This window comes from Leisingera sp. S132 (assembly GCF_025144465.1).
Lineage (GTDB): Bacteria > Pseudomonadota > Alphaproteobacteria > Rhodobacterales > Rhodobacteraceae > Leisingera.
In genome coordinates this window covers 3,518,948-3,537,500 of the sequence record NZ_CP083553.1, presented here as the reverse complement: position 1 = coordinate 3,537,500, position 18,553 = coordinate 3,518,948, and the positions used below count along the sequence as shown (strand labels likewise).

General features: G+C 57.5%; 15 protein-coding genes, 1 tRNA gene, 2 rRNA genes and 2 pseudogenes. 9 read left to right on the top strand and 11 right to left on the bottom strand.

Translation table 11 applies throughout. The features are described from left to right. The first annotated feature begins 271 nt into the window (after positions 1-271). The 3 genes from K3725_RS17445 to K3725_RS17435 all read left to right on the top strand — a co-directional run bounded on the left by K3725_RS17445 (position 272) and on the right by K3725_RS17435 (position 3,554). Positions 272-3,099, top strand: a 23S ribosomal RNA gene (locus tag K3725_RS17445). Positions 3,100-3,317: 218 nt separating this feature from the next. Further along, a 5S ribosomal RNA gene (gene rrf / locus K3725_RS17440) occupies positions 3,318-3,432 on the top strand. 45 nt (positions 3,433-3,477) lie between these two features. Then, a tRNA-Met gene (locus K3725_RS17435) sits at positions 3,478-3,554 on the top strand. On the opposite strand, the gene K3725_RS17430 is transcribed toward K3725_RS17435, so the two are convergent. Together K3725_RS17430 and K3725_RS17425 are read right to left on the bottom strand one after the other, a co-directional pair. After that, a complete protein-coding gene (locus K3725_RS17430) occupies positions 3,511-5,202 on the bottom strand; it encodes a recombinase family protein (protein ID WP_260018632.1) in 1,692 nt (563 codons plus the stop codon). The genes K3725_RS17435 and K3725_RS17430 overlap by 44 nt on opposite strands. Before the next feature lie 534 nt (positions 5,203-5,736). After that, complete coding sequence (locus K3725_RS17425) at positions 5,737-7,221, bottom strand: AAA family ATPase (RefSeq protein ID WP_260016524.1); 1,485 nt, start codon at positions 7,219-7,221, stop codon at positions 5,737-5,739. A 42-nt stretch (positions 7,222-7,263) separates the two neighbouring features. Here K3725_RS17425 and K3725_RS17420 point away from each other — a divergent pair. Further along, positions 7,264-7,572 (top strand): annotated as a pseudogene (locus tag K3725_RS17420) (hypothetical protein); the annotation flags it as partial. Positions 7,573-7,650: 78 nt separating this feature from the next. Here the strand turns inward: K3725_RS17420 and K3725_RS17415 are convergent. Together K3725_RS17415 and K3725_RS17410 are read right to left on the bottom strand one after the other, a co-directional pair. Next, positions 7,651-8,407, bottom strand: a protein-coding gene (locus K3725_RS17415; RefSeq protein WP_260016523.1) for an IS5 family transposase whose coding sequence is annotated in 2 segments (ribosomal slippage) — positions 7,651-8,077 and positions 8,076-8,407 — 759 coding nt in all. Because the reading frame shifts where the segments join, the coding sequence is not laid out codon by codon here. Positions 8,408-8,453: 46 nt separating this feature from the next. Next, positions 8,454-8,825, bottom strand: a complete 372-nt coding sequence (locus K3725_RS17410) for a carcinine hydrolase/isopenicillin-N N-acyltransferase family protein (RefSeq protein WP_260016522.1) — start codon at positions 8,823-8,825, stop codon at positions 8,454-8,456. Positions 8,826-9,000: 175 nt separating this feature from the next. On the opposite strand from K3725_RS17410, the pseudogene K3725_RS17405 reads away from it, so the two are divergent. From K3725_RS17405 to K3725_RS17390, 4 genes and pseudogenes are all read left to right on the top strand, one after another. Continuing rightward, positions 9,001-9,646, top strand: a pseudogene (locus K3725_RS17405) (integrase core domain-containing protein); the annotation flags it as partial. A gap of 445 nt (positions 9,647-10,091) precedes the next feature. Further along, a complete protein-coding gene (locus tag K3725_RS17400; protein WP_222482531.1) occupies positions 10,092-10,298 on the top strand; it encodes a cold-shock protein in 207 nt (68 codons plus the stop codon). Between the two features lie 65 nt (positions 10,299-10,363). Further along, on the top strand, positions 10,364-10,669 hold the full coding sequence (locus K3725_RS17395) for a DUF982 domain-containing protein (protein WP_260016521.1): 306 nt from the start codon (positions 10,364-10,366) through the stop codon (positions 10,667-10,669). A 122-nt stretch (positions 10,670-10,791) separates the two neighbouring features. Further along, positions 10,792-10,968 carry a hypothetical protein gene (locus K3725_RS17390; RefSeq protein WP_222509820.1) on the top strand — a complete coding sequence of 59 codons (177 nt, stop codon included), beginning with the start codon at positions 10,792-10,794 and terminating at the stop codon, positions 10,966-10,968. A 527-nt stretch (positions 10,969-11,495) separates the two neighbouring features. On the opposite strand, the gene K3725_RS17385 is transcribed toward K3725_RS17390, so the two are convergent. The 7 genes from K3725_RS17385 to K3725_RS17355 form a co-directional block, all read right to left on the bottom strand. Then, complete coding sequence (locus tag K3725_RS17385; RefSeq protein WP_260016520.1) at positions 11,496-12,053, bottom strand: hypothetical protein; 558 nt, start codon at positions 12,051-12,053, stop codon at positions 11,496-11,498. A 398-nt stretch (positions 12,054-12,451) separates the two neighbouring features. Continuing rightward, a complete protein-coding gene (locus K3725_RS17380) occupies positions 12,452-13,573 on the bottom strand; it encodes an alanine/ornithine racemase family PLP-dependent enzyme (RefSeq protein WP_260016519.1) in 1,122 nt (373 codons plus the stop codon). Next, positions 13,570-14,550, bottom strand: a complete 981-nt coding sequence (locus tag K3725_RS17375; RefSeq protein ID WP_260016518.1) for a DUF1611 domain-containing protein — start codon at positions 14,548-14,550, stop codon at positions 13,570-13,572. Before K3725_RS17375 ends, K3725_RS17380 begins: the two co-directional genes overlap by 4 nt. Positions 14,551-14,861: 311 nt before the next feature. Further along, entirely contained in the window at positions 14,862-15,668 is an 807-nt protein-coding gene (locus K3725_RS17370; protein ID WP_260016517.1) for a hypothetical protein, read from the bottom strand. Positions 15,669-15,705: 37 nt separating this feature from the next. Then, complete coding sequence (locus K3725_RS17365; protein ID WP_260016516.1) at positions 15,706-16,059, bottom strand: hypothetical protein; 354 nt, start codon at positions 16,057-16,059, stop codon at positions 15,706-15,708. Between the two features lie 33 nt (positions 16,060-16,092). Next, positions 16,093-16,371 (bottom strand): hypothetical protein, encoded by a 279-nt coding sequence (locus tag K3725_RS17360; RefSeq protein WP_260016515.1) that lies wholly within the window; start codon positions 16,369-16,371, stop codon positions 16,093-16,095. A gap of 766 nt (positions 16,372-17,137) precedes the next feature. After that, a complete protein-coding gene (locus K3725_RS17355) occupies positions 17,138-17,872 on the bottom strand; it encodes a Crp/Fnr family transcriptional regulator (protein WP_260016514.1) in 735 nt (244 codons plus the stop codon). A gap of 153 nt (positions 17,873-18,025) precedes the next feature. On the opposite strand from K3725_RS17355, the gene K3725_RS17350 reads away from it, so the two are divergent. Continuing rightward, complete coding sequence (locus K3725_RS17350) at positions 18,026-18,262, top strand: hypothetical protein (RefSeq protein ID WP_260016513.1); 237 nt, start codon at positions 18,026-18,028, stop codon at positions 18,260-18,262. Positions 18,263-18,553 lie beyond the last annotated feature (291 nt).

Below are 18,553 nucleotides of genomic sequence, written 5' to 3'. Positions count from 1 at the left end.
CACCCGCAAGGATGACGGACACTAAACAGAAGGTGACGCGAGCCTGTGCACATGCCCCTTTCCTCGGGCATCCACGGGTCTGCCTTGCTGAAACGGCAGTGTTGTCCAAGTCAAGTACACTAACCCGCGCGGTCGCAAGACTGCGCAACAAGTTCTCAACCACCGACATGGTTGAGAGCGGGATAGTTTGCTTTTTGGTTCAGAAATAGAGGCGCCGGTTTCTTACCAGCTTCCGGTGCTGCGAGACGTAACACTCTCTCTTTCTGGATCAAATCAAGCGCGAGAAGGGCGTTTGGTGGATGCCTTGGCAGTAAGAGGCGATGAAAGACGTGATACCCTGCGATAAGCTTGGGGGAGCCGGGAATAGGCTTTGATCCCAAGATCTCTGAATGGGGGAACCCACCTGACAGATCGTTATTGTTACCTTTGGTAATCAATAATGGTTTGAACCAGGTACTTAAGGACTGAATACATAGGTCTTTAAGAGCAAACCCGGGGAACTGAAACATCTAAGTACCCGGAGGAAAGGACATCAATAGAGACTCCGTTAGTAGTGGCGAGCGAACGCGGACCAGCCGAGCCTGATGAGTGAGAAGAACATGTTGGGAAACATGGCCATAGCGGGTGACAGCCCCGTATTCTAAGCTCTGAGGGACGTATTAAGTAGGGCGGGACACGTGAAATCCTGTTCGAAGACCGGAGGACCACCTCCGAAGGCTAAGTACTCCTTACTGACCGATAGCGAACCAGTACCGTGAGGGAAAGGTGAAAAGCACCCCGGCGAGGGGAGTGAAACAGTACCTGAAACCGAACGCCTACAATCAGTTGGAGGCCCCTTGAGGGCTGACAGCGTACCTTTTGTATAATGGGTCATCGACTTGGTCTCACGAGCAAGCTTAAACCGCTAGGTGTAGGCGCAGCGAAAGCGAGTCTTAATAGGGCGCATGAGTTCGTGGGATCAGACCCGAAACCGAGTGATCTAGGCATGGCCAGGTTGAAGGTGCGGTAACACGCACTGGAGGACCGAACCCACATCCGTTGAAAAGGATCGGGATGAGCTGTGCCTAGGGGTGAAAGGCCAATCAAACTCGGAGATAGCTGGTTCTCTGCGAAATCTATTTAGGTAGAGCGTCATCCGAATACCCCGGGGGGTAGAGCACTGGATGGGTAATGGGGCCCCACAGGCTTACTGATCCTAACCAAACTCCGAATACCCGGGAGTACTAGATGGCAGACACACGGCGGATGCTAACGTCCGTCGTGGAGAGGGAAACAACCCTGACCTCCGGCTAAGGCCCCCAATTCATGGCTAAGTGGGAAAGCAGGTGAGACGTCCAAAACAACCAGGAGGTTGGCTTAGAAGCAGCCATCCTTTAAAGATAGCGTAACAGCTCACTGGTCTAATCAAGATGTCTTGCGGCGAAGATGTAACGGGGCTCAAGCCATGAGCCGAAGCCGAGGATGCACATAGTGCATGGTAGCAGAGCGTAGTGTGACATAGTCTCATTCCTCCTTAGATCCTTCGGGGTCATTGGAGGAGAGAGGCTTTCGATGAAGCCGGGGCGTGAGCCATCCGGTGGAGAGATCACTAGCGAGAATGATGACATGAGTAGCGACAAAGAGTGTGAGAGACACTCTCGCCGAAAGTCCAAGGGTTCCTGCTTAAAGCTAATCTGAGCAGGGTAAGCCGGCCCCTAAGCCGAGGCCGAAAGGCGTAGGCGATGGGAACTAGGTTAATATTCCTAGGCCAGGAGGATGTGACGGATCATGAAGGTTGTTCGCCCTTATCGGATTGGGCGGGCCGCTGATTGGTCCCTGGAAATAGCCCTCCATCAGACCGTACCCTAAACCGACACAGGTGGACTGGTAGAGAATACCAAGGCGCTTGAGAGAACGATGTTGAAGGAACTCGGCAAAATACCTCCGTAAGTTCGCGAGAAGGAGGCCCGGGTTCAAGGCAACTTGGATCCGGGGGCACAAACCAGGGGGTGGCGACTGTTTATTAAAAACACAGGGCTCTGCGAAGCCGTAAGGCGACGTATAGGGTCTGACGCCTGCCCGGTGCCTGAAGGTTAAAAGGAGGGGTGAGAGCTCCGAATTGAAGCCCAGGTAAACGGCGGCCGTAACTATAACGGTCCTAAGGTAGCGAAATTCCTTGTCGGGTAAGTTCCGACCTGCACGAATGGCGTAACGACTTCCCCGCTGTCTCCAACATCGACTCAGCGAAATTGAATTGCCTGTCAAGATGCAGGCTTCCCGCGGTTAGACGGAAAGACCCCGTGCACCTTTACTACAGCTTCGCACTGGCATCAGGATTGTGATGTGCAGGATAGGTGGTAGGCATCGAAGCCGGGACGCAAGTCCCGGTGGAGCCTCCCTTGAGATACCACCCTTCGCACTCTTGATGTCTAACCGCGGTCCGTTATCCGGATCCGGGACCCTGCGTGGCGGGTAGTTTGACTGGGGCGGTCGCCTCCTAAAGAGTAACGGAGGCGCGCGAAGGTTGGCTCAGAGCGGTCGGAAATCGCTCGTTGAGTGCAATGGCAGAAGCCAGCCTGACTGCAAGACTGACAAGTCGAGCAGAGACGAAAGTCGGCCATAGTGATCCGGTGGTCCCGCGTGGAAGGGCCATCGCTCAACGGATAAAAGGTACGCCGGGGATAACAGGCTGATACTGCCCAAGAGTCCATATCGACGGCAGTGTTTGGCACCTCGATGTCGGCTCATCTCATCCTGGGGCTGGAGCAGGTCCCAAGGGTACGGCTGTTCGCCGTTTAAAGAGGTACGTGAGCTGGGTTTAGAACGTCGTGAGACAGTTCGGTCCCTATCTGCCGTGGGTGTAGGATACTTGAGAGGAGTTGCCCCTAGTACGAGAGGACCGGGGTGAACGATCCACTGGTGGACCAGTTGTTATGCCAATAGCAGTGCTGGGTAGCTATGATCGGACAGGATAACCGCTGAAGGCATCTAAGCGGGAAGCCCCCCTCAAAACAAGGTATCCCTGAGGGCCGTGGAAGACCACCACGCCGATAGGCCGGAGGTGTAAGCGCAGCAATGCGTTCAGCTGACCGGTACTAATCGCCCGATAGGCTTGATTTGATCCAGTAACAGACAGTGTTACACGGAACCAAATAAGCAAACACATCCCAAAACGCAAAACTTGGACTGTTGATTGTAACCGACGCAGGTTGTTGTGCCTGCCGCTACCCGGCGGTGACACAGCAACCGGGCGGCAACGCGCATTTGCTGAAGCAAATACGCTGCCTGCCGCTCGCCAGCCTTGCTCCGCAAGGCCGTCGGAGTTGGATTTTTCTTGGTTTGGTGGCTACAGCACAAGTGAAACACCCGGTCCCATCCCGAACCCGGAAGTTAAGCACTGTCGCGCCGATGGTACTTGGGCTCAAGCCCTGGGAGAGTAGGTCACCGCCAAACCTAGTAAAATCCAAACATCTCTCTAAACGATACAAAAAAACCTGACGCGGGATGGAGCAGCCAGGTAGCTCGTCAGGCTCATAACCTGAAGGTCGCAGGTTCAAATCCTGCTCCCGCAACCAACACAATTTCATCAGACATATCAAAGGCTTCTGGCGCACCGCCCGAAGCCTTCTTTGTGTCCGCGCCTTCCGCACCCGCCGCAAGACGCAGAAGCCCGGCCAGATCCCCCTCCAGCGTCAGATCCAGGCCAGCGCCCGCCGCCGCAGGCGTCAGCACGATCCGCTCCACCAGAGCCCGCAGCGCCTCCTTGGCATCCTCCATGCCCTCGGCGGAACCAAGGCTCCGGATCAGCCGCGACACCCGCTCGCGGTAGGCCTCCGCCATCGACGGGTGAAACGCCACCGTGTCCGGGGCAGGGGTATGCTCCAGCTCCCGTTCCAGCTGCTGACGCCGCGTGTCGAGCTCGATCATCCGGTCCTTCACCTGATCTGCGGGAATGCCTGCGATGATCGCATCCACCAGCTTCTGATGATCCCGTTTGGCGCGGGCGAGCGCCTGTTCCTTTTCCTTGCGGTTCCCGGCGGCTGCGGCCTTCAGCCGGTTGCGCTCGGCAGTGTATTCTTCGCAGAAGGCCTGCACCGCATCCGGATCCATCAGGTGGTTCGCCAGCGCATCCAGCACCCGGGCTTCCAGGTCGGCCTGCTTGATCGTGCGCTTGTTGCTGCAGACCGCGGCCCCCTTGTTGCGGGCCGGGGAGCAGCCGAAGCTGTCCCTGGAGATCTTGGCAAGGCCGCCGCCGCAGCAGCCGCAGGCCATCAGGCCGGAAAACAGCGTCTTCGGACGGCGGCGGTCCCAGACCGGGGTCGATGTGCCTTTTGTCTTCAGCGCGCCCTGGCGGCTGCGGACTGCTTCCCAGAGTTCCGGGTTAATGATGCGCAGCTCTGGGACTTCGGTGATGGTCCATTCGCTTTCCGGGTTCAGGCGGGAAATCCGCCTGTTTGTTTGAGGGACCTTGTCGTAGCACAGCCGGTTCCAGAACTGGCGGCCGTTGTAGAGCTCATTGTTCAGAATGCCGGAGCCCCTTTGGCGGTTGCCATGGATGGTGGAGGCGCCCCAATGGCGGCCGGACGGGGAAGGCACGCCTTCAGTATTGAGCGCCTCTGCAATCTTTTTGGGGGACAGTCCCTTTGCATAATCCTGGAAGATCCTGCGCACGACCGCGGCCTCCTCCGGATTGATCTCGCGCTCCCCGCGGATCAGGTCGCCGCTGGCTGTGAGCTGCGGCTTCAGATCGTAGCCGTAAGCCTTGCCGCCAGCGGATTTGCCCGCCAGCGCACGCCCCTTCAGGCCGCGGTGGGTCTTCTTCATGGCAATGTCCTTGAGCTGAATGGCGTTCATCGTGCCTTTGAGCCCGATATGGATCTCGGAGATCAGCCCGTCCGCCACGGTCTCGATTGGAATGCGGTGGAAACAGAACTGCTGGTAGACCCGGGCAATGTCGGCCTGGTCGCGACTCAAGCGGTCGAGGGCTTCAGAGATAAGCACATCGAAGCGTCCGCATTGCGCATCGCGCAGCAGGCTCTGCATGCCGCTGCGCATAAGGCTGGCGCCGGAGATGGCGCGGTCGGAATAGGTGGCCACGACCTCCAGCCCCTGGGCCTTGGCGTAATCGGTGCAGTCGCGGATCTGGTCCTCGACAGAGGCGTCGCGTTGCAGGTCTGTCGAGTAGCGGGCGTAGATGGCTGCTCTGAGCCTGGGCTGGGACATGGCGGTGTTCTCCGGTGGTTTGATGTTAACCGGGAGAATTGCCGTCCCGGTGGTCGGTGCGGGCTGCCTCGCGGGCGAGGGCGCGCAGGAGTTCGTGAAGTGACGCGCGGGTGCTGGCGTCCTGCCGGCAGGAGCCGTTTTGCGGGCGGCCGGGTGTTTCCGGCGCCTGCTGGCATTCGGCATGTCTCTTCCGGTCCCGTGCCATTGGCCGAGGTCTCCTGTCTCCGGTGGGCGGTGGCCGCCCGCGTGTGCTGATGGAGACAGTTTACTGCGCCGGATTGGGTTGGAGCGACCCGGGTTGTAACCCTGCGGAGACGGAAATTGTGGATAAGGGCCTAGAAATACGGAACTTTCCCTCTGCAGAGGGAGCTGGGCAGGGATGCGGGGCATAGACCGCTCCGGCGGGGCTTTGGGACAAAGTATTTCCGGAAGGGAATAATCCGGATTTTGGGCCAACCGGAGCCTGCACCGCGGAAGTTTGCACATAAGAATTGTGCAAACCTCGCGGCGGTGCGGCTTGGTTGGCGGGCGCATCTACTGGTCCAGGACCGGCTCTGGACCATTTTTGCGCGGCACATCGCGCAGCCAGGACCGGACCGCCTTGGCATCGAACTCTCGTTTCTGCACCAAGTTTGCAGCCATGTCCTGCAGCAGCTGCTGATGGGGGTACAGCAGCGCGCGTGCGTGGTCCTCCGCGTAGTCGAGCTTCTCACGGAGGCGTTTGCGGTCGGGTTCTGCAAGTTGGGCTGGATCCTGCGGTCCAAACCAGCCGTTGCCGAAGGCGCCGAGTCCCAGCTCGTGGTCCACTGCCAACGCAATCCGCGCAGCCTGTGCCAAGTCGGACGTGGCGCTGCCGCCAGCGCCCGCGGACACATTCCCAAAGATGAGCCGCTCCGCCGCCCGCCCCGCGAGGTGGACGTAGAGCTGACGGTCGAAATCTGACGCCAGACCCGGATTCGGGGGAACATCCCGTTCGATTGTTCCGCCTGCGGCAGCAACCCGGACCTGCGTGATCGCCTCTCCGAAGATCCAGGCGGTGATGGCATGGCCGCATTCATGGACGCAAATGCGGTAAAGCAGGCCGTGGTTCTCCTCCAACTCCCTGACACCGAGATGGCGGCGCAGAAGCTGCAGATCGAGCGCGCAGCCGCTGTGACGGGCTTCACTGCGGGCTGAGCGCACCGCGGCGTCAACGTCGGCGGCGGTTTTGCCAATGCTGTCCCGCGCCAGCTCCAACATCGCATCCTCGGGGAATGCGTCCTGCAGCCGCTCAGCAAGGAGGTGCTGCAGCATCGCCATGCTTGGCAGCGGCATCTCGATCTTGATGTCAAACCGCCCGGCTCTCAGCACCGCGGGGTCGATGTGCTGCGGGTGGTTGCAGGCACCGACGACCATGATCCCTTCCTCCAGGCCGATGCGGTCCATCTGCTCCAGGAGACCAGCGATCACCTGCGATCCATATCTGCTGCCGTGGGTGTCGCCGCTGGTGCGCGAGCTGATCGCGTCGATCTCATCGATGAAAAGGATACAGGGCGCATTCTTCCGCGCGTCTTCGAAGCTTCTTCGCATCGCGAGCAGCAGGTTGCCCAAATGACCGGCGCTTTGCCATTCCGCGCAGCTGGTCTCGACGCAATTGACAGCGGCGCTCCGGCCCATCGCGCGGGCGAGATGGCTCTTGCCGGTGCCCGGCAGGCCAAAAAGCAGCAAGGAGTGCGGGATCTCACTCCAGGCCACTTCGCCTTCGGCCCAGAGCCGCAGGTCTGCAACCAGTTGCCGGGCGGTGTCATAGGACCGGCCAATGCCGGTGATCTCTTCCCTCGGCGCGTGGGCTTCGGGCGGTGAAGCGGCAGCGGCTGCAAGCGCCTGGGACAGGCGCTGCGCCATCTTCTTCGCTGTGGGCGCACACAGGGCGAATGAGAGTGCGGGCGTGGAGAGCTCTTGCAGCTGGCCGTTCGGAGGCAGCGCGGCGCGGGCGGCGACTTCATCAATGCGGCCCGTGCGGCTGTGAGGCTCCCCCACTGAAGTGGTCCTCCGCTATGTTTAGTAAAACGGAGGAAACGCATGGCCAACAAGCGACCGACGCCAGAAGAGATTGTCACGAAGTTGCGGCAGGTTGAGATACTGACCGCGCAAGGAATGCCGCGTCTGGATGCGATCCGGCAGATTGGCGTGACTGAACAGACCTATTACCGCTGGAAGATCGGAGCATCGCAGCGCCACTGGTTCGAGCGCGATGCGAAGGGTACGGTGGAATGAATGGGCACTGATCAATTGAGGGAACTGAAGCGGCTTCAGAAAGAGAACGAGCGGCTTCGCAAAGCGGTCTCTGATCTGACGCTGGACAAGCTGATCTTGGCGGAAGCATTGCGCGCCCGCGGCGGCATTCTGGAAAACAAGGAGACCTGAAATGGAACGCAATGTCGTCCTAGGTTCAGGACTCATTGAGTTTCAAAGCCAGTAGATAACGAGGGCTGCGAGCGCGATTGCTGACAGGAAGACTTTTGGGCATCTGTCGTATCGTGTCGGAACCCGCCGCCAGTCCTTCAGCCTGCCGAACATAATTTCAATGCGGTTCCGCCGCTTGCATCGGCGTTTGTCGTATCTGATGGCTTTTTTGCGCTGCTTTCGAGCGGGGATGCAGGCGCGTATCCCTTTGTCTTTCAACGCTTCTCTAAACCAATCGGCATCATACCCGCGATCTCCGAGAAGCCATTGGACGTCAGGTAGACCACTCAGCAGCGCCTTTGCACCGGTGTAATCACTGACCTGTCCGGCGGTCACGAACAGATTCAGTGGACGCCCCTGGCTGTCGCAGATGGCGTGCAGCTTAGTGTTCATGCCGCCCTTAGTGCGCCCGATCAGGCGCCCGCGCCCCTTTTTTAACCCCAAGACTGGAGGCCGTGCGGTGTGCTTTCAGGTAAGTTGCGTCGATCATCACGGTCATTTCCTCACCGTGTTCAGCAGCCAGACCGGTCATCATCCGGGCAAAGATGCCTTTGTCGCTCCACCGCTTCCAACGATTGTACAAGGTCTTGTGCGGGCCGTAATCTTTGGGCGCATCACGCCAGCGCAAGCCATTGCGATTGATGAAGATAATTCCGCTCAGAACACGCCGGTCATCAACACGCGGCTTACCGTGGGGCTTCGCAAAGTAAGGCTCAAGACGGGCCATCTGCGCGTCCGTCAGCCAGAAAAGATCAGACATATCACTGCTCACTTTTCGAACCGTGAATCACGCCATCCACCGGAAATCAATGGCTCCTGACTCTAGCATCACCTGAGCAATCATTTAGCGTAATGTTATAGGCCATATGGCAGGGCGCGTGGTTCAAGGCTTCGATGGCCTGCTGGGTGGTGTCGCAGGTCTGCAGGACATAGCGCAGGATGATCGGGATACCGAAGCCGACGCCGGTGGCCCGACTGCCGCCATACGCGAGGCTGACAGCCAGTCCGAATTCGTTGATCCCATCAAGACACCCCCAAAGGCTGTCTATCGTCGAGATGACGCGCGTATTGCCCCAGTTTGTCAGGGCGACGGTCCCCTCAAAAAGGCGCGGACTGTAGTCATAACTGCGAAAGAGCACGGGCTGTAGCAAAGCCAATGGCTGGACCGTGTAGGGCAAGTTCACTGAAGAGGATCATGTCCGTCCAGGGATGCACGTGAACGATCTTGTTGGCCCGTTGTAGCATCGTAGGGATGTTGTTGCCTGATACGGACACGGGCATCTGCACACCGGCCACTGAGAAATGAGTCATCCATCACACCTTCGAACATAGGTGCAAGGCTATTGAGCGCCTTGGCATGTGAACCACAAGCGCCTGTACTGCGAAGAGGGCCTGTCGATCCGGACCCGCAGCCCGAAGCGGCGCCGGGCCTGCCGGTATCGATCCGGCCGATCCGAGGCTGACGGCATGAATGAGATCTGGGCAATCCCTGCCCGGCAGGCGATGCCGTGCATCGCCGGGAGGGGACTTCATGTCGGACCGGCCGTTCGACGAAAAACCGTTTCGTATTGCGACCATTGCCGACTGCTTTACGAGAGAGGCTCTCGCGACTGCTGCGAGGACAAACTTCCGAGCCTGCCAGGTCAGTGATGAATTGGATCGGTTAGCCCGGATCCGAGGCAAGCCACGAAGCATTCGAGCCGACAAGGGGCCTGAGTTCGCCGGCCGGTTACTTGACCAGCGGGCCTACCTGAACAAGGTCGAGTTGGACTTCTCGAGGCCCGGAAAACCGAAAGATAACGCATACATCGAAGCGTTCAACAGCCGCCTTAGACAGGAATGCTTGAACGCCTCATGGTTCCTGTCGATGGACGACGCCCGAAAGCGGATCAGCGAATGGAGAGCCGATTACAATGAAGCCAGGCCGCATTCCTCGCCGGGGAACTTGACGCCGAGCGAATGTGCGGCCCAACTGAACGAAACCCGAAAGGTCGCATGAAGCCCGGGCCAAAAATGGGGTGAGCTCCAAAAGTAGCTTAAGTTACGCCAGATCCTGTCCAAAGATTGGGGAGCAGCTCAGTTCGGGTCGAACCTGAAGCGGCCGTCGCCACTTAAGTTGGTTGCTGCGTGAGCACAAGGCGGGTCACAGCCATTAGCGGCTTTGAGCTGGAGCAGAATAACCAGAGATCTCGAAAATTGCCCTTCAGAACAATCCACTAAGAAGGACGTACTCGGCAGGCCCAGCCGGCATGCCAAGCAAGTTTGCAAAAAAATCACGTGGTCTCAAAGCTAGCCTCTTGTAATCACGGATCGCATACCCCATCTCGGTTGGGCAAAGCTTCTTCCTACGACCTTCTGTTTCCTAACGGCCCCAGTTGTTCCTATGTTGACACTGGGCCGGGCTATCGCGTGTTGCGGATGGCATTTTTCAAGGAGACGACACGATGGCCAATGGCACCGTGAAATGGTTCAACTCTCAAAAAGGTTTTGGTTTTATCGCTCCCGAGCAGGGATCGAAGGACATCTTTGTCCATATTTCCGCCTTGGAACGCGCTGGCATCCAACAGCTTAACGATGGCCAAGCCGTTACTTTCGACATCGAAAGCGGCCGCGACGGGCGTGAGTCTGCCAGCAATCTCGCACTTGCCTAAGCCTCTGCAGGCTTGAAACATTCAGCGGGAGCATTCTTGCAGTGCTCTCGCTTTCCGCATTTGCTGTGACCAACAATCTGATGCGGCTTTCAACAATCACCGAAAGAACAATCTTGATAGAAATTTCCTGGGGCACCCCCATGACCATTTTTCTGCCCTCCGAGGGGCAGACACGAAAAATCTCGACAATCGAACAAGCCCAAATCTGGCTGCAGAGAGCTTGGCCTGTTTCTGATCACAATAGAGATGTTGCGCTTGAGAAAATCGACGAAGCGATGGACTGTCTCGCGCCTGTTGGGGCCGCCCGCGCAGCATTCCTCTCGGCAGTCGGCTCTGCTGGATTTCACGCGGACTTCCCCGCCGCTGCGTAGAACACTGCAACGAACTGGCGCTGCCCAGTCCTTCTGCCCCATAGCGCACCTGACAGAAGGCCCAAACTGAACTTTCACGCAAAAATAGCCCTGCCCACAATCAGCCTCGTAGGAGTTGGACGATGACCAAGTTTAATATTGAGGAATTGAAACTAGCCGGCCTGTCCCGCAAGGAAACCACGATGGAAAAGACCGCACGGGCCGCGCGGGAAATCCTGGAAGACGAAAATGAAATGCGGCGCAGTAAAAACGAGCGCCTACGGCGCTCCCGGCTACAGTACAAGCGCAGTGGCCAATGAATTGCGGTCCGCCCGGCGCCTGAACCAAACGAACTTCAGTTCATCTGGATGGGCCCTCAGAGGCAATCGCTCTCAGGGTGAGGCGGCTGGCAGAGCGGCTAATAACCGCCTCCTGGTTCAACGCAGACGCAGCGTTCCGTTTCGGGGGGGAGGATTTCCGTGTGCAAGCAAACTGGCAATTCCTCCTGAATCCAACTCAATTCTTTGCTAATCTGTTGCGCCAGATCCGGCTCAGTCCTGCCGGCCTTTGAAGCCCAATAGGCTGCCAAGGAGTAGAAGCCAGCAGGGGTTTAGCGAAGAACAGATCCGGCAAAACGAAAGTTCCTCTGCCCTGAGTGATTCAACGGCGGCCGGGCGAGCCGGATCTTACTGGAACAGCGTTTCGCCAAGCATTTGAAGACTTGCAGCGCCGGCAAACCCGTTCACCGAACCCTGCGCTCCAGAATACAGAATTGCACCGCAAGCAACGGCGCTCTCGCGGCACGTCTCCACGGGCAGGAGCCACAAAGGCATCTTGTTCGTTTCTATCAGTCATCATGTAGTTCCTTGCCGCTCGGTATGTCCGGTGCAGGACTGACAACTTTGCTGGCGCGATTGTCTGCCGGAGGTGCCAACCTTTCGTTCTCTGCAGCTTGGATTGCAAATGCGCTTGAAGGGCCCGCCTGTTCTGCACTCTGGGCAGCCTGCTCGCGATCCTGATCTGAAACGCACTCGCCAAGGTGCAAACGGCGGATTTGGGCTTCAGACACTCCGTCAGCCTGCATGACCAAGCGCACCATTGGGTCGGCAAGCATTTCTTCAAGGAAAAACTGCGACAGCTTCTTTCCGGACAACTTGTCCTTGACCTGGGCGTTCTCGAGATCTGCCAATGAAACGGTCAAGCTGCGAGCCAGCCCAGGATGTGACGCGCGCGGGTGCAAATGAATTATTACAGAAGCTTTCCAAGCCTGGGGTGTCAGGTGGCCGGGAGGTGCGGACAGTTCAGTTTCGATGTCATACTCCCCAGCTGGAAGTGTCTCGTCGAAACCAGGCAAGGTGAAAGGGCGGGAGAATATTGCGACGGCCTTGCTTGTCAGCGGATCCATTTTCCAATTCTCCTTTGCTGCGGTGCTGTTCTTGCCGCTCTGGCAAAGCGGAGTTGCCGCGGATTAACGGCGTCAAGAGTCTTTAAAGGGCAATCGGGGCTGGTCTTGCACATGAAAGCAGAACTGAACCCCGCTCTTTCTTTCTCGCATTCGCACCAGCCGAATTGTTCGAAAAAGCCGCGTCACCGGTGCCCAGACCAATGCCGGCGCTCAGGCCATTGAAAGAGATGTAGCGGTCGAGCGATTGCGAGCCTCAGTTTTCAGCCTCTTTGTGAGGCGAAGAAAGCACCAGCAGTCATATCCGATATAGGTATTCCCGGCTCAAATTACTACGGCACGCCGCAGACTTGAGGCCGCTGGAAGAGGCTTGGAGTTGCACTGCCAAGAGACCGCCGGTCTCACAAGAGTACCGGGTGCCGTCCATTGCGGCTGGCTGCACCACCGTCCGCAGCAGGTCTGCCGTTGCAAAAAACTTTTGCAACATCTGGCGCGGCCATGGCGTGGAAAAGGGCGCTGTAGTTCAAACGCAGTGTTATCTCGCTCCCGATGCGCAGCGGGCAATTGGTCGTTTCGACGACGATATGATCGCTGGTTGCTCCGATGTAGGAAACCGCTGCGGGAAAGGTCAGCCCGGCCGGATCTGTGTCTTGCAACCCAACAGCCAGGATAGACCGTGTTTTCCAATGATTGCCTGGCACCAGGCTTAGCGCTGACAATGCGGGGTCGGACAGCTTCAAAGGTGCCAGCTTTGACTTTGCCTTTGTCTCGATCACCTCGGCCTTCAGGACGAAAGCATCCGTGTGAAGCCCGCCTATCGGGTTTCCGGAAACTGGATCGGTGCCGAGCAGGATGGCCTCCCCCAGGCGCAGACTGTTCACCCTTCCCGCCGGTCCCGTATCAAGTGCCCACCGCAGATTTGCAGAACTGCCTCCGGACACCACGTCAACAAAGGGACCGCATTCCGCTTCCGTGGCGTCCGCGAGTGATGAGAGTGACGCCATATCCTCGGCAGTGGGAGCCGGGCCTGCCAGGCAAGCAAAGTTTGCACCGATACCTCTGAGGAGCACGCCTGGCGTTCTGGTGACCTGAAGCGCGATTTCGGTCAGATCCTCAGGCATTATGCCTTCGCGAAGATCCCCCATTTCCACCATCAGGATGATCTCGTGATTGGTGCCTTGGCGCAGGGCAGCGGCGGCGAGACTGGCGATGATCCCGGTTTCAGTGTTGCAACTTGTTTCACAGGACGAAACGATTTGCTCCACCTGGCTCAGCATGGGGGTTCGGATCATCAGGACCGGACATGTTATCCCTGCCTGGCGCAATCGCTCAACATTTGCCATCCGCGCATCAGCCAGCCCTATTGCACCGCCTGCAAGCATCGCTTTTGCAATATCTGGATGGCCGCACACAGCTTTGGTTACACCCGTTACCGTGATTCCGCGTGGGTTCAGGCGGTCGACAAGAACCTGCGTATTCTGACGGATTTTGCTCAGATCAATTTCCAAGCGCGGGGCAGTCATAACGCGGCCTTCCCCGGCACCGGCCGCAATTGAGGATAGGCAGACAGAACCAGTTCAGCCAGATGTGCGGGAGGGCAGACTAGAGCATCGCTGACCGGCAAGTCCAGTTTCCGCGCATGGTCCCTGATAGCGGCATTGATCCCCGCGTCCGTCAGCCCTTCATGGTTGAGGGTTACGCCGATTACCTTTGTGTCCGAAAACGCTTCGATCAAGGCAATCTCGTCACTGGGGTCCGGCATTGCCATCTCTGGAAAGTCGCAGCGGTGCGCCCGCGCTGGCGCATGCTGAAGGATTACCGCGTCGGGCTGGCTGCCGCGCAGAATGAATGCAGATGTGCAGAACGCTGGATGGCTGAGCGCGCCCTGGCCTTCGATCAGGATGACATCCGGCATTTCGCTCTCGTACGCCGCAAGCACAGCTCCTTCCAGCTCCCCGCAGCAGAATTGCGGCGGCACCGCGTCCATTGCGACGCCATATCTGGCGCCCTGCATCAAACCTGTTTGACCAGTGCCAACCAGAACCGTCTTGATGCCTTGCGCATTCAGTGCCCTGGCGAGCAGGGTTGCCGTGGTTCGTTTTCCAATTGCGCAGTCAGTTCCCAAAATGGCGATGCGGATCGCCTTTACACGCGCAATACTGCCGTCGAACAGGCGCAATTCCTTGCTGAGCCGGGGTTTGCGGATATCCCGGACAGTAACGTTCCAGGATTTTGCAGCAGCAATGATCTCCGGGTCTTCACTGAGGTATTCATGCAGGCCGGCTACGATGTTCATTCCTCGCGAAATTGCCTCCAGAACAACCTTCCGGTCCTCGCAAGAGAGTTTCCCGTTAGACGGTGCCATCCCGTAAATCAGAGTATCGGGAACTGTGCTTTGGTCGGCAACGGCTGCTTCAAGGCTGCCGAAAACCGGAATCCGGTTGAATTTGCCATCCAGAACTTGCCCGCTGTCACACCCGTGGTGCCCGCTGTCGATCACTGAGAGTATCCGGAAGGCCTTTGAGTGGCGCACCAGCCCGTTTGCAGTTTTTCCATCATTTTTGGCGAAGTTTCCTTCACAGTACACTATTGCACTGGGGACAGGGAGGAAGGGCAGTTTGCCAGTGCTCCCCGGTTCCTCAGAGTGGAATGGTGAGTGCATACGCCCACTGCTTGCATTTCGCCGTGCTGAGAGACCGGCTTTGGCTGCGGGGTCCATAATTTCTCCTTTGGATTGAAACAAGCGCTTGGCATTGACGTGCCCGCCGCGAGCTATGACGCCGCCAAGCAAGGCAGCAGGGGATGCAAAGCCTAATTACTCAGAACACAGAGGTCTCTTGTCCGCTGAAAGCTCTTGTTGCACTCCCAGCGGTTGCCTGACCTGTCGAGATGAGCGTTTTCGGGCAGGTCTATGAGAAGGCAGCGGTCGCCAGACACTTCGTAACCGCGCGCGCACTTCCACCCTGTTCTGTAGGGTGCATCGTCAAAGTAGGCATTTTCAGGTACGAACACGGCTGTGCATGTCCCATCCTGTTCAAAGAACCCGCGCTCACATGTCCAAGGCCGCCCGTAGTTTGAGCCGTTCAGGTAGGCGTGTTCCGGCACATTAATGACTAGGCATTTCTCTCCTTTGGCCTCATACCCTCGATTGCAACGCCAGGCTGGCGCGCTGGTGTCGTTTGTCAGATAGGAATTTTCCGGCAGGGCAATTTCCTGGCAGATGTCGTCGATCTTCCGGTATCCGCGCAAGCAGTTCCAACGCTTGCCTGAAGGATCGAGATACCCGCCTTCCGGGACAAGAACTTTATCACAAGATGTGCCTTCGACCTCAACATACCCATGCAGGCACTCCCATCCCGTACCGTAAGGCTTGTTCGTCGGGTACGCGTTTTGAGGCACTTCAATTGCAACACATGTATTGCCGGCGAGACGGTAGGACAGATTGCATTCCCACCCGCCGCCGTAGCTTTTGGCATGGGCGTTTTCAGGTATCGAAGATATGCCTGACTGCGAAAAAGCAGGTGCAGCGACCACCAGAGTTAATCCGAACATAGCTGCAAAATGTCTGACCAGAGTTTTCGGGAAAGCCCAAGAGACGAATTTTTTGTCCGGCAGCACTGTGCTGGATAGAGAAGACACCGGTAGTTCTGCAAAATCACGAGGCATCAAGATCCAGCCCGGCAAGGCATGCCTGTGCAAGATCACGGTTTGGCTGCTCTGAGCCAGGAACCGTTGCCCAGCCTGCCGCCATAACGGCATCCCGGCGCTTGTAGGACATTGCTTCCTGGATCGATGCCAGTTTGGCAGCCCGGTCGGAATCTGTTTGTGCCCGGTCGATGCAAACCGGCACCAAAGCCGCGATCAACTCGGAATGGGATCTGGAATTGGCCATTGCATCTGCCTGGCTTCCAGTCACCCAACCGCCCCAGGAAAATCCTGCGATGGTTATGGCGACCGCGCCAATCAAAGCGCCGTAGACACCGGGCCTGAGCCATTTGGGATAAGTCATGTCTGGTCCTCCTGCGGAAAAAGCGCCGCGTCGCTATGGTTGCTGTTTTCTGTCAAATCCGCTGGCCCGGCTTTGCGCAGTTTCCAAGTCACTCTGGGTGATCATGCGCAGTTCGGTCCGGCCGGCTTGGCCGCCCCTGCCGTGGATCAGCAGATAGATTGCTGCGGTCCGGTAGGCCACGAAGCTGAGCCCCTGAAGAAGCTCCTCTTCCACGATGATTTCATACGCTCCGGCCGGAAGTTTGTCCGGATAACCCGCCAAAGAAAACGGGTGGGAATACGTCACCATCAGTCTGGACGACCGTGTGTCCATCCTGGTTTTCCTTGATTGCCTGTGTGGCAGTTTCTTGCCTCATCCGCAGCGAGACTTTCCGGGACCTTCAGGATGTAGGCCCGGCAACGCTGACTATGTCAAAAACTCTAGGACGGGCGGGGAGAGCACGCACTAATCGATGTTAGCTATCTCGGGTTTTCCTGATCTGCATGCACTAAACGTGAATACAGTCACCCGTGAGACCTGTGCCATTCAGCTGCCGGTTTGCATCAGGCCGCTGCAGTTTCAATGCGCAGGCGGGGATGTTCAAATGGTCCGCTTCTTTTGAAGACCGGTGCAACGGGTCTTTGTAAGGAATCCAAGCTAGGGGACTGCGAGCTAACCTGTGTCAGTACGTGCAGATCCAATCCCGGATAGGAGTACTAAACCGGCGCCACATTTTGCCGGTGTTTGATTGTTTTCGAGTGTCAAAGAAGCGCGGGGTATGTGCTGGTCCAAATCGGTTCTGCACATAGTTCGCGCTTCTTATTTCTCGAAAACCTCTGAAAGGACACAGATATGACCCCCGAGACAAGAAGACTCTCCGTCACATTGGATTCCATAAGGGCGGCCTGCGAACGAGCCCCAGCCGGACCGCAGAAAGAAGCGGCTTGGAAGCATTACAGGCTTGCGGAGAAGGCGCACAGCGATGAAAATCATACCGAAATGTACAGAGAGATCGAGGCTGCAAAACAAGTCCTCGCGTAGCCAGCCAGTTTGGAACCCATTACCTGGCTGTCCGGTTTCTTTCCGAAGGACGTGCGCTTCATTTCAGAAGCGGTCCAACCTGATCCAGATACGCCGGATCGAAATCCGCCAGTTCCATGAGCCGGTAAATATCTCCGAACTTCACGTAGCCCTCCCGGAAGGTGACCAGTTCCCGTTCCCGAAGTTGACGCAAAACACGATTTACATGGACAGCGGTCAATCCCAGAGCGTCGGCAAGATGGTACTGGGTCAAAGGGCAGGCATAGCCCTCCTTGCTTCCTAGTCCGACGAACGCCAGCCTCGCACCCAGTTCCAGCAGAAAATGTGCCATTCGCGCATCTGCATCGCGGCGACCTAGCCCGACAAGATGCTCGACAACCATCGCTTCATCCCGGGACGCGGCCCAAAGTATGGCTGCCGCCAGCCTTGGGGTATCGGCAAATGCTCCCAGCAGGTCGCTTGCATTTACCTCAGCTGCTTCGATCTCCCCAACGGGCTCGATGCTATGGTCCGAAGTGCGCAGCAAAACGCTGCGCAATCCCAGGAAATCACCCGGTATTTGAAAGTCGACAATCTGTCGCGATCCCTCCGGCTGGATTTTGTAAGAGCAGGCCCAGCCTGAAGCCAGAATGTAGGCAGCTTGCCCGGGCTGACCTTGATGCACGAGGTCACAACCTGCCGCAAAGGTTTTCCGCCGCTGATGCAGCTGCGTCAGCACGGCCAGCTCATCTTTTGAAAGAACGGCAAATGCCGATAACTTCCTTGCAAGCGGGCTGTGTTTTATGGAGTTCATTACCCCTCCTGAGCTGGCGCGGCGGCATTGAACACCGCCGGTCCACGGGACTGCTTTGGATCAGTTCGGCCTGTTTCGTTTCCTGCGATGGTACTGAAGATTACCTCTCTGTCAGTTTATCATGGCACGCAATGCAAGAAAGGAAGGCCCAAAATGTCTGAGCGGACCGAATGTGCAGGAATGGCCGCGTTATCGATCTGCGAGGCATTGCTGCTGGCTATGAAAGATCTTCAGGTGCTGCCTGAACATGAAGTCATTGGCGTTCTTCGTGATGCGGCGGCATTTCATGAGAATGCGGATGGAACGGGAACTGATACCGAAAGGCACCACGCTGCTGCCGCTCTGATCCATCGGATCATTGCCAACGGAAACCCTGTTCGGCAGCCTTGATGGAAGCTGACGAGGCCAAATCCAAACTGGGTTCCTTCCTCATCAGGAAGACAGTTCTCAAAACGCATTAGCATCAGAAGCCTAGCTGAGCCAAACACCCTATCCGTGTGACGAAAGCCTAGTCCCGCTCCCTGCTTCTCGGTCCTAGTTGCAGCGAAAGGGCGGTACAAATTCCGCGCCTCAGAGTGGCATTGAATGCCTGGTCTGGTGACATAGTGTTGATTTCCGCTGAGAAGTGACCCGGTATTTTCACCGAGATTTGACCCACCCTCAGTATGGGCTCTGTTGCGC